Origin of the sequence: Rhizobium sp. NZLR10, assembly GCF_019685125.1 — a bacterium.
Taxonomy (GTDB): Bacteria; Pseudomonadota; Alphaproteobacteria; order Rhizobiales; family Rhizobiaceae; genus Rhizobium.
Map to the genome: position 1 here is coordinate 45,728 of NZ_JABDWE010000012.1, position 13,717 is coordinate 59,444.

Annotated in this window: 18 protein-coding genes; 12 read left to right on the plus strand and 6 right to left on the minus strand. The window is 59.3% G+C overall.

Going from position 1 to position 13,717, the window contains the following annotated elements:
- Nucleotides 1-2: 2 nt before the first annotated feature.
- Complete coding sequence (locus HJB82_RS18635; RefSeq protein ID WP_207581877.1) at nucleotides 3-428, minus strand: VOC family protein; 426 nt, start codon at nucleotides 426-428, stop codon at nucleotides 3-5.
- Between the two features lie 82 nt (nucleotides 429-510).
- Here HJB82_RS18635 and HJB82_RS18640 point away from each other — a divergent pair, with 82 nt between their 5' ends.
- A complete protein-coding gene (locus tag HJB82_RS18640; protein WP_207581876.1) occupies nucleotides 511-1,089 on the plus strand; it encodes a TetR/AcrR family transcriptional regulator in 579 nt (192 codons plus the stop codon).
- Here the strand turns inward: HJB82_RS18640 and nth are convergent.
- The gene (gene nth / locus HJB82_RS18645) at nucleotides 1,054-1,833 is read right to left on the minus strand and encodes an endonuclease III (RefSeq protein ID WP_207581875.1); all 780 of its coding nucleotides are present in this window, start codon (nucleotides 1,831-1,833) and stop codon (nucleotides 1,054-1,056) included. The genes HJB82_RS18640 and nth overlap by 36 nt on opposite strands.
- A gap of 22 nt (nucleotides 1,834-1,855) precedes the next feature.
- On the opposite strand from nth, the gene HJB82_RS18650 reads away from it, so the two are divergent.
- Both HJB82_RS18650 and HJB82_RS18655 read left to right on the plus strand, forming a co-directional pair.
- A complete protein-coding gene (locus tag HJB82_RS18650; RefSeq protein WP_207584381.1) occupies nucleotides 1,856-2,353 on the plus strand; it encodes a DUF2244 domain-containing protein in 498 nt (165 codons plus the stop codon).
- Between the two features lie 79 nt (nucleotides 2,354-2,432).
- The gene (locus HJB82_RS18655; protein WP_221140957.1) at nucleotides 2,433-3,305 is read left to right on the plus strand and encodes a bifunctional helix-turn-helix domain-containing protein/methylated-DNA--[protein]-cysteine S-methyltransferase; all 873 of its coding nucleotides are present in this window, start codon (nucleotides 2,433-2,435) and stop codon (nucleotides 3,303-3,305) included.
- A gap of 37 nt (nucleotides 3,306-3,342) precedes the next feature.
- On the opposite strand, the gene HJB82_RS18660 is transcribed toward HJB82_RS18655, so the two are convergent.
- Nucleotides 3,343-4,368, minus strand: a complete 1,026-nt coding sequence (locus HJB82_RS18660) for a sugar-binding transcriptional regulator (protein ID WP_221140959.1) — start codon at nucleotides 4,366-4,368, stop codon at nucleotides 3,343-3,345.
- A 406-nt stretch (nucleotides 4,369-4,774) separates the two neighbouring features.
- Between HJB82_RS18660 and tal the strand changes: the two genes are divergently transcribed.
- Complete coding sequence (gene tal / locus HJB82_RS18665; protein ID WP_221140961.1) at nucleotides 4,775-5,740, plus strand: transaldolase; 966 nt, start codon at nucleotides 4,775-4,777, stop codon at nucleotides 5,738-5,740.
- Nucleotides 5,741-5,833: 93 nt separating this feature from the next.
- Nucleotides 5,834-6,502, plus strand: a complete 669-nt coding sequence (locus tag HJB82_RS18670) for a DUF1345 domain-containing protein (RefSeq protein ID WP_207581871.1) — start codon at nucleotides 5,834-5,836, stop codon at nucleotides 6,500-6,502.
- On the opposite strand, the gene HJB82_RS18675 is transcribed toward HJB82_RS18670, so the two are convergent.
- The 3 genes from HJB82_RS18675 to HJB82_RS18685 form a co-directional block, all read right to left on the minus strand.
- Complete coding sequence (locus tag HJB82_RS18675) at nucleotides 6,499-7,299, minus strand: anti-sigma factor (protein ID WP_221116589.1); 801 nt, start codon at nucleotides 7,297-7,299, stop codon at nucleotides 6,499-6,501. The two genes, HJB82_RS18670 and HJB82_RS18675, sit on opposite strands and share 4 nt — an antisense overlap.
- Nucleotides 7,296-8,048 (minus strand): sigma-70 family RNA polymerase sigma factor, encoded by a 753-nt coding sequence (locus HJB82_RS18680; protein WP_221116590.1) that lies wholly within the window; start codon nucleotides 8,046-8,048, stop codon nucleotides 7,296-7,298. The genes HJB82_RS18675 and HJB82_RS18680 overlap by 4 nt, the downstream gene beginning before the upstream one ends.
- A gap of 90 nt (nucleotides 8,049-8,138) precedes the next feature.
- On the minus strand, nucleotides 8,139-8,348 hold the full coding sequence (locus tag HJB82_RS18685) for a hypothetical protein (protein WP_221116591.1): 210 nt from the start codon (nucleotides 8,346-8,348) through the stop codon (nucleotides 8,139-8,141).
- On the opposite strand from HJB82_RS18685, the gene HJB82_RS18690 reads away from it, so the two are divergent.
- From HJB82_RS18690 to HJB82_RS18720, 7 genes are all read left to right on the plus strand, one after another.
- Nucleotides 8,347-9,321 (plus strand): MBL fold metallo-hydrolase, encoded by a 975-nt coding sequence (locus HJB82_RS18690; RefSeq protein WP_207581868.1) that lies wholly within the window; start codon nucleotides 8,347-8,349, stop codon nucleotides 9,319-9,321. The two genes, HJB82_RS18685 and HJB82_RS18690, sit on opposite strands and share 2 nt — an antisense overlap.
- A gap of 20 nt (nucleotides 9,322-9,341) precedes the next feature.
- Complete coding sequence (locus HJB82_RS18695; protein WP_221116592.1) at nucleotides 9,342-9,806, plus strand: tetratricopeptide repeat protein; 465 nt, start codon at nucleotides 9,342-9,344, stop codon at nucleotides 9,804-9,806.
- A gap of 62 nt (nucleotides 9,807-9,868) precedes the next feature.
- Nucleotides 9,869-10,312: a DoxX family protein gene (locus HJB82_RS18700; protein WP_207581866.1), complete on the plus strand. Its 444-nt coding sequence runs from the start codon at nucleotides 9,869-9,871 to the stop codon at nucleotides 10,310-10,312.
- Between the two features lie 99 nt (nucleotides 10,313-10,411).
- Nucleotides 10,412-10,903: a hypothetical protein gene (locus HJB82_RS18705; RefSeq protein ID WP_221141027.1), complete on the plus strand. Its 492-nt coding sequence runs from the start codon at nucleotides 10,412-10,414 to the stop codon at nucleotides 10,901-10,903.
- Between the two features lie 143 nt (nucleotides 10,904-11,046).
- Nucleotides 11,047-11,325, plus strand: a complete 279-nt coding sequence (locus HJB82_RS18710) for a hypothetical protein (RefSeq protein ID WP_207584379.1) — start codon at nucleotides 11,047-11,049, stop codon at nucleotides 11,323-11,325.
- Between the two features lie 260 nt (nucleotides 11,326-11,585).
- Nucleotides 11,586-12,326 carry a response regulator gene (locus tag HJB82_RS18715; protein ID WP_221116593.1) on the plus strand — a complete coding sequence of 247 codons (741 nt, stop codon included), beginning with the start codon at nucleotides 11,586-11,588 and terminating at the stop codon, nucleotides 12,324-12,326.
- A complete protein-coding gene (locus HJB82_RS18720; RefSeq protein WP_221140963.1) occupies nucleotides 12,323-13,696 on the plus strand; it encodes an ATP-binding protein in 1,374 nt (457 codons plus the stop codon). The genes HJB82_RS18715 and HJB82_RS18720 overlap by 4 nt, the downstream gene beginning before the upstream one ends.
- Nucleotides 13,697-13,717: the final 21 nt, after the last annotated feature.

Consider the following 13,717-nt stretch of genomic DNA (forward strand, 5'->3'; position numbering starts at 1 on the left):
GATCAACCGGGCAGGGCGGCGGCGGCGTACAGCGCCGCGAATTCGGCGCTCGGTGGAATCGGCGTGATGATATCGATCAGCACGCCGTTCGGATCGGCGGTGATGAAATGCCGCTGGCCGAAATTCTCATCGCGGATCTCGCGGAGAATTGGCAGGCCGGCGCTCCGGCAGGTTTCGTAAACACGATCGACATCCTCGACCTCGAAATTGAGCAGCAGGCCGGAGACCCTGCCGCGGGCCATGGCCGGGATAGTCTCATGGCTGCCGTCAAGGATGGCGAGCGCTATCTGCACGTCCTCAGCCGATTGCAGGTGAACGTACCAATCGCTTTCGAACAGCGCGTTGAAGCCGAAATGCGAGCAATAGAAGCTGGCGGTGCCTGTGACGTCGCCGGTCATGATGACCGGGTAGTAGCTGGTCGATTTCACGTCTCGCTCCTTTTCCATTTTACATACAGGTTGTATGTTTTTGGCTATTAACATACATGCAGTTTGTATGTAAATAGCCCACATGAGCCGGAGCAATCGCGAGAGAACGGAACAGACAAGGCAGGCGCTGATCGACGCCGGACGGCGCATCTTTGTCGAGAAAGGATATGCCGAAACGGCGACACCGGAAATCGTCACCGCGGCAGGGTTGACGCGTGGGGCGCTTTACCATCATTTCGAGGACAAGAAGGCGCTCTTCCGCGCGGTGATTGCGTGCGAAATGCAAGAGGTGACCAAGACAATCGAGGCGTCTTCAGCGCCTGAGGACGGGCCGCGCGATGCGCTGATTGCCGGCGCTTCGGCCTATTTCACCGCAATGACGCAACCCGGCCGAACACGGCTGCTGCTGATGGAAGCGCCTGCGGTTCTCGGCTTGCCGGCGATTGCGGCACTGGATGCCGAGAATACGGAGGCGACTTTGCGTGGGGGACTCGCAGCGCTTATACCTGCGGCAGGAACCCTGCTCGACCCGCTGACGTCGCTGCTGTCGGCAAGTTTCGACCGCGCGGCGATCGCGATCGAAGCGGGTGGGGAGAGGCGGGATTACGAGCAGGCGATTGCAGCTTTACTCGATGGCCTCGCCGATCACCTGCGGCGGTAGCTCGACGAGCGGCGCTGGCACATCCCAACTTTTCTCCGGCGATTTGCAGAGATCGGCGATGACGCAGCGTTCGCATTCGGGGCGGCGTGCCTTGCAGGTGTAGCGACCGTGCAGGATCAGCCAGTGATGGGCGTGATAGAGGGAATGTTTCGGGATCACCTTCATCAGCCGCGCCTCGACCTCGTCCGGTGTCTTGCCGGGGGCAAGGCGGATGCGATTGGCAATGCGGAAGATATGCGTATCGACGGCCATCGTCGCCTGACCGAAGGCCATGGACAGCACGACGTTGGCGGTCTTGCGGCCGACGCCCGGCAATCGCACCAACTCGTCGCGCGTCTCCGGCACCTTGCCGCCGAATTGGTCGACCAGCATCTGCGAAAGCGCGATGACGTTTTTCGCCTTGTTGCGGTAGAGGCCGATCGTTCTGATATGATCTCGCAGCCGCTCCTCGCCGAGATCGAGCATCTTTTCCGGCGTATCGGCAATCTGGAAGAGTGCCCGCGTCGCCTTATTGACGCCGACATCGGTCGCTTGCGCTGAAAGCGCGACCGCAACGACCAGAGTGAAGGGGTTGGTGTGCTCGAGCTCGCCCCTCGGTTCCGGCCGCTGCACCGAGAAACGGCGGAAGATCTCCTCGCGCTCGGCCAGGGAATAGGCCGTCTTCACCGCCGCCGGTTTGCGGCGGGCGATCACATTCGAGTTTTGCGATGGTCTGGTAACGGATTTGAGTTTCGGATTTGCCATGGAGAATCTATACTCAACGGCTATGATGGAAAGCAACGCCGACAGCTTCAACGAGCAGCCTGTTTTCGCCGCCGAGCTTTTCCCCCACCGGTCGCTCGGCCGCCGGGGCTTCAGGGTGCTGCTTATCCTATCCGGTTCCGTCTGCCTCCTCTATGGCATGTTCTTCATCGCGACCGGCGCTTGGCCGATCGGCTTCTTTTTCGGACTGGATTTCGTGCTTCTCTACGGTGCCTTCTGGCTGAATTACCGCTCCGGCAAAGCGCGCGAACAGGTGACGGTGTCGCGCACGGACGTATCGGTGCGCAAGTTCACAGCGTCGGGACGGATGGTTGAACATCACTTCAATCCGTTCTGGGCGCGCTTCCTCGTTCGCCGGCACCAGGAGATCGGCATCCTTTCCATGCAGATCTTCGGCGAGGGCCGGCGCACGGATATCGGCTCCTTCCTCAATCCCGACGATCGTGAAAGCTTCGCCAAAGCCTTCAAGGGCGCACTCGCCACGGTCAAGCAGCGTATCTGAGCTTACTTGGTGCATGCGCAAGAAACGGGTGGTTTGCCAACACCCTATTGATTATCTCCTTGTGACAAGGAGAAAGACGATGAACATGATTGCGAACCTGCAGACAGACATGACGCCTGACGGCCCTGATTACGACATTGTCCGTCGGGTGATCGAACTCATCACCGAGGATTACCGCGACCAGCCTTCGCTGGAGGCGATCGCGGCCCGGCTCAACCAGTCGCCGACGCAGTTGCAGAAGACCTTCACCCGCTGGGCCGGCCTGTCGCCCAAGGGTTTTCTGCAGGCAGTGACGCTCGACCACGCCAAGCGGCTGCTGCGCAAGGAAGACATGCCGCTGCTCGAGACCTCGATCGAGGTCGGCCTCTCCGGGCCGAGCCGCCTGCACGATCTGTTCGTCACGCATGAGGCGATGTCACCCGGCGAATGGAAGGCGAAGGGCGGCGGTCTCACCATCCGCTACGGCTTCCACATCTGCCCCTTCGGCATCGCACTGATCATGGTGACCGACCGCGGCCTCGCCGGCCTTGCCTTCAGCGATTCCGGCGACGAGAAGGCCTGCCTCGACGATATGACCTGCCGCTGGCCGAACGCCTGTTATGTCGAGGACCTGCAGGCGACGGTTCCCTATGCCGCCCGCATCTTCGAGCCGGGCAAATGGTCCTCGGAACAGCCGCTGCGGGTCGTGCTGATCGGCACGGATTTCCAAGTGAGTGTCTGGCAGAGCCTTATGAAAATCCCGTTCGGCAAGGCCGTCACCTATTCCGATATCGCCAATGATATCGGCCGGCCGACGGCGCAGCGCGCCGTGGGGGCCGCGGTCGGGGCGAACCCGATCTCCTTTGTGGTGCCATGCCATCGGGCGGTCGGCAAGAACGGCGCGCTGACGGGTTACCATTGGGGCCTCACCCGCAAGCGGGCGATGCTCGGCTGGGAATCGGCGCACGCCTGATAGCGTTCCGACCCTCGCTCGCCCCCTCATCGCCTTGCTAACGCTCCGGCACGTCTCCCCGCTGGGGAGAAGAGACAGGCGGTGATGTCTCAGCCAATTTCAGCAGTGCCCGTGCGGCACTTTCATCGGTGATCAGTGTGTTGCAGCCGATGCGTTTGATCGTGGCGCGGATGGCGACGGCCCGGTGGGCACCGCCGGAGGAGAGCACGATATGCTTGGCCTCCTTCAGCGTGTCGAGATCGACGGACATGACGCGGCGATTGATCGAGTGGTCGACAGACTTGCCGTTCTCGTCGAGGAAATTGAACATGGTGTCGCAGACGCAGCCGGCGTCGATCAACTCCTGCAGCTCGGCCTTCGAGATCCAGCCTTCCGACAGCGAGGTCGAATGCGGACCGATATCGCCGCAGCTGACAATCGCCAGATCGAGGTTTTCGGCGAGACGGTAAATCGTATCCAACCCGCATTTTTCGATCAGATTGCGCTTGGTCTCGATGGAATCGACGAGAAGCGGTGCCAGGAACATGTAACATTCGGCGCCGAGCTGGTTTGCCAGCCGCCAGGTATAATCGATCGGGTTCGTCTGGTGTACGGCGACGATGCCGCCCAGAAGCGAGACGATTTTGCAATTGGCGCGGCGTGGCGGCCGGAAGCTCGACAGGGAGGCGGTCATGGTGCGGCCCCAGCCGACGCCGATGGTATAGTCGTCGGGAATGGCTTCGGAGAGGAACTGGCCAAGCGCCAGGCCGACATTTTTCGCCAGCGCATCGACGTCGCAGTTGACCGGTGCTGGTACGACGATCGCCTCGTCGAGGCCATAGGCGCGCTCCAGTCTCACCGATAGCTCGACGCAGTCGCCGATCGAATCGTTGATCCAGATCTGGACTTCGCTGCGCTTCATCGCCTCATCGAGCAGGCGGATCACGGTGGTGCGGCTGATGCCGAGTTGTTCGGCGACGTCCTTCTGGGTCAAGCCCTCGTTGTAATAGAGCCATGCCGCCCTCAGCCGCAGCGAGGATGCTTCCGAAAAGGCCGTGTGCGTGCCGCGTTTAAGCTTGACCACATCTCCTCCGCACAATTCCTGGCCTTAGACCCCTCATGGAGGCGAGAGGTTGCGATGACGCGTTTGTTGCGGGGGATAATGACGGGTGTGGCACTTATGTCAATTGAAATGCACAAATGTCCTTGACTTTTCGTCAGGCGAATGGCGATAGTCCGGATGATACAAGTCGTTCCTGTCCGTCCGAGGAGGACATAGTGCGGGCATGCCGAAAGTCACGATCGGCCTTCCAGCCGCAGGCGGTGTCGCTTGCGTTCGGGAACACGGCTACTGTCCTTCACGTTTATGAATCATCCGTGACGGATGCGCGCATTTTCGCCTGCAGCATGCAAATAACCTGTCGATAGACCACCTTTGCCCGGCGGAACTCGTGCCGGTCGCAGCCCAAGTTCAACAAGGATTATTGACCATGACATCCAAGCTTGACCAACTCCGCGAGATTACCACCGTCGTCGCTGACACCGGCGATATCGAAGCCGTCGCCCGCCTGAAGCCTGTCGATTGCACGACGAACCCGAGCATCGTGCTCAAAGCCCTCGGCACGCCGATGTTTGCCGACTCCATCAAGGAAGCCGTCGCCTGGGGCAAGAAGCAGGGCGGCAATCCTGAAGCCGTTTCTTCCGCCGTCGCCGATCGCCTCGCCATCTCGGTCGGCGCCGCCCTGGTGAAGCTCGTCCCAGGCCGCGTGTCGACCGAAGTCGACGCCGATCTTTCCTTCGATACCGAGGCTTCGCTTGCCAAGGCGCGCGCGATCATCGCCGCCTACAAGGATCGCGGTATCGGTCAGGACCGCATCCTCATCAAGCTCGCCTCCACCTGGGAAGGCATCCGCGCCGCCGAAGTGCTGCAGAAGGAAGGCATCGACTGCAATCTGACGCTTCTGTTCAGCAAGGCCCAGGCGATCGCCTGCGCCGATGCCAAGGTGTTCCTGATCTCGCCCTTCGTCGGCCGCATCCTCGACTGGTACAAGAAGTCGACCGGCAAGGACTACACTGCCGAGGAAGATCCGGGCGTCATCTCCGTCCGTGAAATCTACAACTACTACAAGGTGAACGACATCAAGACGATCGTCATGGGCGCCTCCTTCCGCAGCGCCGGCGAAATCGAAGCCCTTGCCGGCTGCGACCGCCTGACCATCAGCCCGAACCTGCTCGACGAGCTCGCCAAGGATGACGGCAAGCTGGAGCGTAAGCTCTCGCCGGAGAGCCGCAAGCCGGATCCGAAGGTCTCTGTCGACGAGAAGACCTTCCGCTGGATGATGAACGAAGACGCAATGGCGACGGAAAAACTCGCCGAAGGCATTCGCGCCTTCGCCAAGGATCTGGGAACGTTGCGCACCATGGTGCAGAAGGAACTGCAGCTCGCCGCCGCCTGATAAGGTCCGGCATGCAATCGAAGGCGCGGCTGTTGCTGGCAGGCGCGCCTTTTTTCATGCTGTTATCAAAGGCATATGCAGTTGGAGACCGATATGGCGGGTGAGAACCGGGCAAGTTCGCTGGCGGCATTTGCCTACAAGCATGCGAGCTTCATCATCGCCATCCTGGCCGGACTGGTGGTCTTCTTGGCTGTGACCTCGCGCGAAGTCAGCGCCGGCAACATCTTGTTCGGCTGGAATGTCAGCGCCGGCGTTTTTGTCGCGCTCAGCTGGCGCAAGATGCTGCGGGCAACGGTTGAAAGCATCCGGAAACGCTCCGAGGATCTCGATTTCTCCGACACTGTATTGCTGGCTCTTTCGATCGGTGCGGCGCTTGCCAGCGTCGCCGGTATCGGCCTCGAGCTTCATTCGATCAAGGAAGCAACACCTGACGTCGCGCTGGCCCGGGCAGGGGCCGCGGTGCTGACGATCCTGATCTCCTGGATCTTTCTGCACACCCTCTTCACCATCCATTATGCCCATTATTTCTATGGTGGGGCGGACGAGGAGGGTGGCCTCAAGTTTCCTGACGGGATCGAAGAGCCTGGCTATTGGGATTTCCTCTACTTCTCCTTCACGATCGGCGTTGCCGCGCAGACGGCGGATGTCGCGGTCAGTTCGACCAGCATGCGCAAGCTGACGCTGCTGCATGCCGTGCTGTCGTTCCTGTTCAACACGACGATCCTGGCGCTGGCGATCAATGTCGGGGCGAGTCTGCTTTAACCCTTCGCCGCCGCCCTGAAAAAGGTCTCGAACTCGGCCAGGTCGCCTGCGGCGACATCCGAAACCGCCCAGAACACCAGCCCTCCATCCGACCATTGCGTCATATTGTAGCCGTCATGCACCGTCGTCGTCTGTGCGGCCGATGCCGCCGGCCAGATGAACAGGTTGATGACATGGCCGTGGCGCCGGTAGACGAGGGCCGCGACGGCGCGATCTCCGATATAGTCGACACGCCCGCCGGTCAGCGGAAAGCCATCCTTGGAGAGATCGCTGACCGGTGGCGAAAAATCGATCTTGCCGTTGAACCAGGGCTTTACCGTGTGCTGATCCGAGGTCAGCACGTCGGTCAGATGATCGGCCATCATCGACCTGACATGGCTTGCCATGATCTGGTCCTGCAAAAGCAAGGTCTGCGACGGTGCATTGATGAACAGGAAAGCGCCTGCCGCCAGTACTGCGAGCGAAGGCACGAAGCTCCATTGTCGGATGAAATCCAAGGCGTGGCGCCAGACCGGCGCCTGGCGTGGCGGGGGCAGGCTGGACGTCGCCGCTGCCTGTTCAAACGACAGCATTGACAGGACTTGCGAACGCAGTGCCTCCGGCGGCCGCCACTTGACGCCATCCTGATCGATGATCTCTCTCACGGCACGGACCCCTTCCATCTCCGCCCTGCAATTCGCGCAGGTGCCAAGATGATCCTCGAATTGCGCTGCATGGACGGAATCGAGCTCGCCGTCGACGAAGCCGTGCAGCATGATGCGCCATTCCGGGCAACCTCTCTGTTGGGCTTCACTCATCCTGCCGTCTCGTTTTTGCTGCATGCATCCCAGGCTTCGCCAAATTCACGCCGCGCCCTGGCAAGCCGCGACATGACCGTGCCGATCGGCGCATCGATGATCTCGGCGATCTGCCGGTAGGAAAGATCTTCAAGCTCGCGCAAGACAAGGATTTCCCGCATCGCCTCCGGAAGCCGACTGATAACCGCGCGTACACGTTGCTGTTCGCTTCGCCGGATCGTCGCCGTTTCCGGCGAATCCTCCTCCGAGGCGATCTGGTATTCGCCACCTTCATCGGGGTCAGCGTAGCCGTCATTGCCCAAAGGCTGCTCGAACCGCGCTTTGCGGCGATCCTGCTGGCGCCAAACATGGCAGCAGTTCCTGACAATGGCAAAGAGCCAGGCGCGCGGATCGCCGCCACGATAGGTTTCGAAATTGCGATAGGCACGCAGGAAGGCTTCCTGGACAATATCCTGTGCGGCATCTGCATCGCGGCTGAGGAAGCGGGCAAAATTATAAGCCGCGTCAAGATGCGGAACGATCATGTCCTGAAAGCGCTGCATGAATTCATGCTGCGCCGTCGCATCGGCTGTCGAAGCGACTCGATCGCTGCTCGATTTTTCCGAGACCATGAAGTGGAATAGCCGCACCGCGCCGCCCAGAAGCGCCGTCAGCGGTGATGGTCGAATGCGGGTCTTCGACGCTTGCCGGCCCAGCAGCAACCAGTCGTTCGATCCGACGGGATAGGTGATCTGAGCGTTTGTCATCATTCTCCCTGCCTCAACAGCGGCCGAATTTAGGCGTGAGACCCACAGGCATGCAATGCGGTCCTTGCCGTCTAGACCGATCGGCACATGGTTTTATTCCACGTCGACGCCAGTTTTTTGCATGCAGCGGGCCGTTAATCGCACGCGATAGAAATCGAAAAACATTTTCAACAGCTTGAAGAAATAACTCCCCAGATTGGGAATAAGCGGGCTGTGCCAGCGATCTAGTTCGGCAGTGAGGACATCTGAACAGTTCCAGTCTTCGCCACCAGAAATGCCATCAACAAGAGGAGGCATATCCATGTTTACCATGTCACGTCGCGCCGTCCTGGGATCGGCTGCCGCGGCGGCCGCATTCGGTCTGTCGTCAAAGCTCGAATTCGTCATGCCGGCGCTCGCCGCGACGCCGCTGGAGCCGATGGTCGGCTTCTATAAATACAAGGTCGGGGATGTCGAGGTCACGGCGATCTATGACGGTATCTGGAAAAAACCGCATGACCCGACCTTCATCAAGAACGCTTCGATCGAGGACACCAAGGAGGCGCTTTCCAAGGCCGGGCTCACGACCGAATTCATGCCGATCCCGTTGACTGTGGTCGTCCTGAAGCTCGGCAACCGTCTGATCATGATGGACGCCGGCTCGGGCGTCGGTCAATGGCAGGCAAATGCCACCCACCTGCCGGCGAACATGGCGGCTGCCGGCATCGACTACAAGACGATCGATACGATCTTGATCTCGCATTTCCATCCGGACCATGTCTGGGGACTGATGGAAAAGGGAACGAACGATCCTGTCTTCCCGAACGCCGAACTCATCGTCAACGCCGTCGAATACAACTGGTGGACGGAACCCGGCCGGGTCGAGAAGCTTGCGGAAGGCCGCAGGCCGGCCGGCAAGCGTATCGCCGAGGTTTTCCCGAAATGGAAGAACTGGAAACTGGTGGACGATGGGGCCGAGGTTGCACCGGGAGTACGGCTTCTCGCAGCTTTCGGCCACACGCCCGGCCATTCGACCTACCTCGTTACTTCAGGCAGCAAGCAACTGCTCGTCTCGGCCGATATCATGTATGTGCCGGCCCTGCTCGCGCCGCATCCCGAATGGCAAGGCAGCTACGATCAAGACGGGCCGATGGCCGTCGACACGCGCCGCCGTCTCATCGACCGCATCATTGCCGACAATATCGCCATTTGCGGCTCGCACTTCCCTTTCCCCGGCTCGGGCACCTTCGTCAAGGACGGAAGCGCTTTTGGCTTCACACCGACAATCCAGGCCTGAAAGGCCGGAAGGAGATCACCATGATGAAATATGCAATTCTCGGATTCATCTGGCTTTGTGCCATATCCGCCGGCTTTTCGGCGGTGACGGCGCTTCCCGCCTTTGCCGTCGACAACATGCAATCGACGGACGCTCCCGACTTGACGTCGGTGCGCGCCAAGATCGATGTCAAAGACTATGCCGGCGCCCTGGCGGAGCTTCGCGGCCTTGCCGAGGACAACCAGCAGGCAGATGTCTATAATCTGATGGGATATACGCTGCGCAAGACGGGCGACTACAGAACGTCGCTGACCTACTACACCAAGGCGCTGGAGCTTCAGCCCGACCACAAGGCAGCGCGTGAATATCTCGGCGAACTCTATGTTGAAACAGGCGAGACGGCGAAGGCCGAGGAGCAGGTGTCATCACTGAAGCAACTTTGCCCGAGCGGCTGCGAGGAACTCGAAGAGCTGCAAAAGGCAATTGCGGCCAAGGGAGGGAATTGACGAGTATATGAATGTAAGAGCAGGCGGCGGAACCGTCTGCTCTTCTCAAACCGGAGGATATGATGGAAAACGCCCCAAGCCGGCTGCAACTGGCCGATCTCGTTCTTCTCCTGGGCAGGCTGCTGCTGTCGCTGATCTTCCTGCATGAAGGGTTGTCTCTCGCGACCAATATCGCCGCGACCATCGACACTTTCGCAACGCTCGGCCTGTCGGCGCCGGTTGCGCTTGCGGTGATCGTCCTTCAGATCGGCGCCGGCCTTTCTATTGCTGCAGGTTTCCTCAGCCGACTTGGCGCACTTGCATTGGCGCTCTTCTGCCTGGCGACCGCCTTTCTCTTCCACACGAATTTTGCGAGCCAGAACGAGCTGCTGCATTTCGAGAAGGACCTGGCGATTGCCGGCGGCATGTTCGTCCTGGCGGCTTCAGGCGCGGGATCGATATCGATCGACAATCTGCTGCGAAAGCGAACAAACAGACTGCATCCCTGGCTCCGGGCGGTGCTGTAATCGAAGCTTCGCGAGCCGTCCCCCGGCGCAATAAAACCGAATAAAACCGAACAACCCGAAGCGCCGATGCGGGCTACACTTATGGCGACAGTCAGGAGTGTGCCAATGATGTCTTCCGCGCAACGCGATCAGCAAAAGCCAATTCTCGTCTTTCTCGGAAAAGGCGCAGCCTGCGATATCGTCTCGAAATTGAATGAGAACCGATATGCCGCGGCGGCTGTATCCTCGGTGCCGGAGCTCTTTGACGCCTTGCGTTCGGACCAATATTTTCTGGCAGTAACAATGCGGTCGGATATCGATATGGTCCGGAACATCAAGCCGATACCAGTCATCAATCTGGAGGTGTTTTTCCATGCTGTCCAGTCGGCAGCACAGTCCGTTCAATCCGCGAAAGAATTCGACAGCGACGCATTCCTGAGAAGGATCGCCGCCCTCACGGAGTCAAGAACAAGCACGATTTCTGCCGTCCAAAAAGCCCCGGCTGCAAACGGGACGTCGATTGCAAGCACGGTCAAGGCATCTCGCTGGCGTGCCGCCACATCTCTTCTTTTAAGTCGCCGCGCCACGTCAAATGCAGAGCGGGCTGATTAGACGTGGGCAAATTCCCACCGCCGACGGACCGGACGCTGCGTCGCGCTCCGGGCGGGTCCGATAGGCATCTTTCTGCCTGGTCTCGTCGGCTTGAAGGCGTAGTTCCGAAACCGGAGCTTTTCACTTGGTGCGGGTGTCTTCTCATGTTTCAGTTGTTAGGAGCAGCTTCGGTAAGCGGATATATCATCACGGCGTTGTTCCTGCTCGTGGCGATCGGCCGTCTCGTCAGAGACGCCCTTCATAAATTCACCGCAAGGCTGCCGAAGCGCTCGGCGTTGAAACACTATACGACGGCCATCATGTCTTTGGTGTTCTTTTGCCTGCTGGTCGTTCGGATGTGTTTCATCGCAACTGTCATCATCGATTGCGCAATTCAAGGTGACAAGGTGGAAATCAGCGGCGGTTCCGGAAGCCAGTTTTGACGCCGGATCCATGTCGGAGATCCCCGCAACATATCTCAACATTATCGAACACATCAGTGCACGACAGTTGATACCCTGAGGTGGATCCCGCGTCGGCACGGCAACCGATATCGTGTGGTATCCGATTGCTCGGAGATCTCCTGTTCTAAATTAATAGTTAGAGGATGATGTCATCCGAAAACCGCTGACACTTTTCGGCACCATGCTCTAGCCACGGTGAAACGTGGTAATTTCGCGCCGTATCTCCGGCAAAAGAACGAATGACGATGGTATTTGAAATGGCAGTTTCCAATCAGGCTCATATCCTCATTGTCGAAGACGATCCCGCCATCGCGGATATGCTGGTGGACCTTGTTCGAAACAGCGGCTTTGGGGCCTCGTCGGTGGAGAGCGCGGCGGCTATGGATCGAATAATAGCGCGACAGCAATTCGATCTCATCGTCCTTGACGCGATGCTGCCGGGCGAGGACGGCTTCAGCATCTGCAGGCGGCTTCGTGCTTCGTGCCCGGTGCCGATCCTGATGCTGACGGCACTCCAGGAGGATATCGACCGCATTCTGGGCCTGGAGCTCGGAGCCGACGACTATGTTACGAAACCCTTCAACTCCCGCGAGCTGCTGGCCAGGATCAAGAGTATTCTCCGCAGAGCGTCATACGCTCATCATCAGGAGGAAGCCCTTGGCCCCATGACGTTCTCGGGATGGCGCATCGATCCCAAAAGCCGTCAGCTCCACGACGCGGACGGCGCGCAGGTTTCTATGACCACCGCGGAGTTCGATATCCTTCTGGCATTCTGCTGCAATCCGAACAAGGTTTTAACCCGCGAACAACTTCTGTCGATGACGCATGCCGGATCGGCGGGGCCGGTTGAGCGCAGCATCGACGCCCACATCAGCCGGGTCAGGCAAAAGATAGAGCCGAACCTGAAAGACCCGACGTTCATAAAGACGGTGCGGCTGGGCGGCTATCTTTTCGCATCCAAGGTAGAGCGCCTCTCTTGAGAAATTTTCGGCGAGCTTCGATCCAGAACCAGATCCTCATCCTGGCGACCCTCCTTGTCGTGCTGGTTTCCGTGGTGGCGACGGCCATGGAGCCATTCATCTATGGCCGTCATGATCGCGGCTTTCAGAACGGCCTTTTTGCTGCGAGAGCGGCAATGATCGCGGAGCAATTTGCTGACGCAAATTCAACGCAGGGCGAAGACGCCGTCCTCGACAGAGCTGCGGCCCTCAGCATTACGGTCGAAAGGACGTCCTCGGTTCAGTCAGGCGCAGTGGATCAACGGATATCTCCAAGCGAGTTGGTGGCGCGTATCGACGCGATGCTCGCCGACAATGTTCTGACGGCATTTCATCGCTTCGCCATGGGTCAATCGCGCCCTGACGTCTTGACTGTCGGAATTGACGGCAAGCGTGCCCTCGTCTTCCAACTGCCGGTTTTTCCCAGCTATTTGTGGTTCGTTCCGGCAGCTGCAAGCGGATTTCTGAAAATCGTCATTCCCTTAGTGCTGCTTGCCTATTTCAGCAGCCGGCTGATCACCGAACCTCTCAGGCGCTTTGCTGCCGCTGCGAAGCAAGCGTGCATGGAAGGCAGTCTGGAAAAACCTTTCGAACCGGACGGCGCAGCCGAGATTCGCAGTCTGGCGGAATCTCTTAACGTCATGAGCGATCGAATCCAGAGCATGGCGGAGGATCGGACAAGAATGCTGAGCGGAGTGGGTCATGATCTGAGGACACCGCTGACGAGACTGCGGATGCGGGCCGAGCGCTCCGCAGAGCCGGAACTTCGCAGCCTGATGCTGGCCGATATCGCCACATTGAGCTTCATGATTGACGAGTGCCTGGCCCATTTTAAAGACCCGTCGGTGAGAGCGGTCGATCGAAAGGTCGATATCTCGAGCCTGCTGCAGACGATCGCGACCGATTTCGCCGACACCGGCGTCGATGTGAGTTTCACCGGCCCGCGGCGGCTGGCGTTTATCTGCAAATCTCAGGCGCTCAGCCGCGCTATTACGAATCTGGTGGAGAATGCGTCCCGTTATGCGACGCAGGTCGAAATCGGCTTGGAATGCCGCGAGGATGGCGGGATCAAAATAAGGGTGAGCGACAACGGCCCCGGCTTGACGGATGAGCTCAAGGCGAAGGTTTTAGAGCCATTCTTCAAAGCGGATAAATCGCGACAGATCGACGCTAAGGGTGGTTCGGGGCTTGGGCTCGGTCTGCCGATCGCCAAAGGGATCGTCACTAAAGGGCACAATGGACAATTGACGTTGTTGGACAGGAAGCCGAGCGGCTTGGTTGTCGTGATCAATCTTCCGGCCGGTCAGTTGGCCCAGCCTGAAGGCCGGCCGTCGATCCCTTCATCACATTAGATTCCGGCCGCCCGGCGGAGT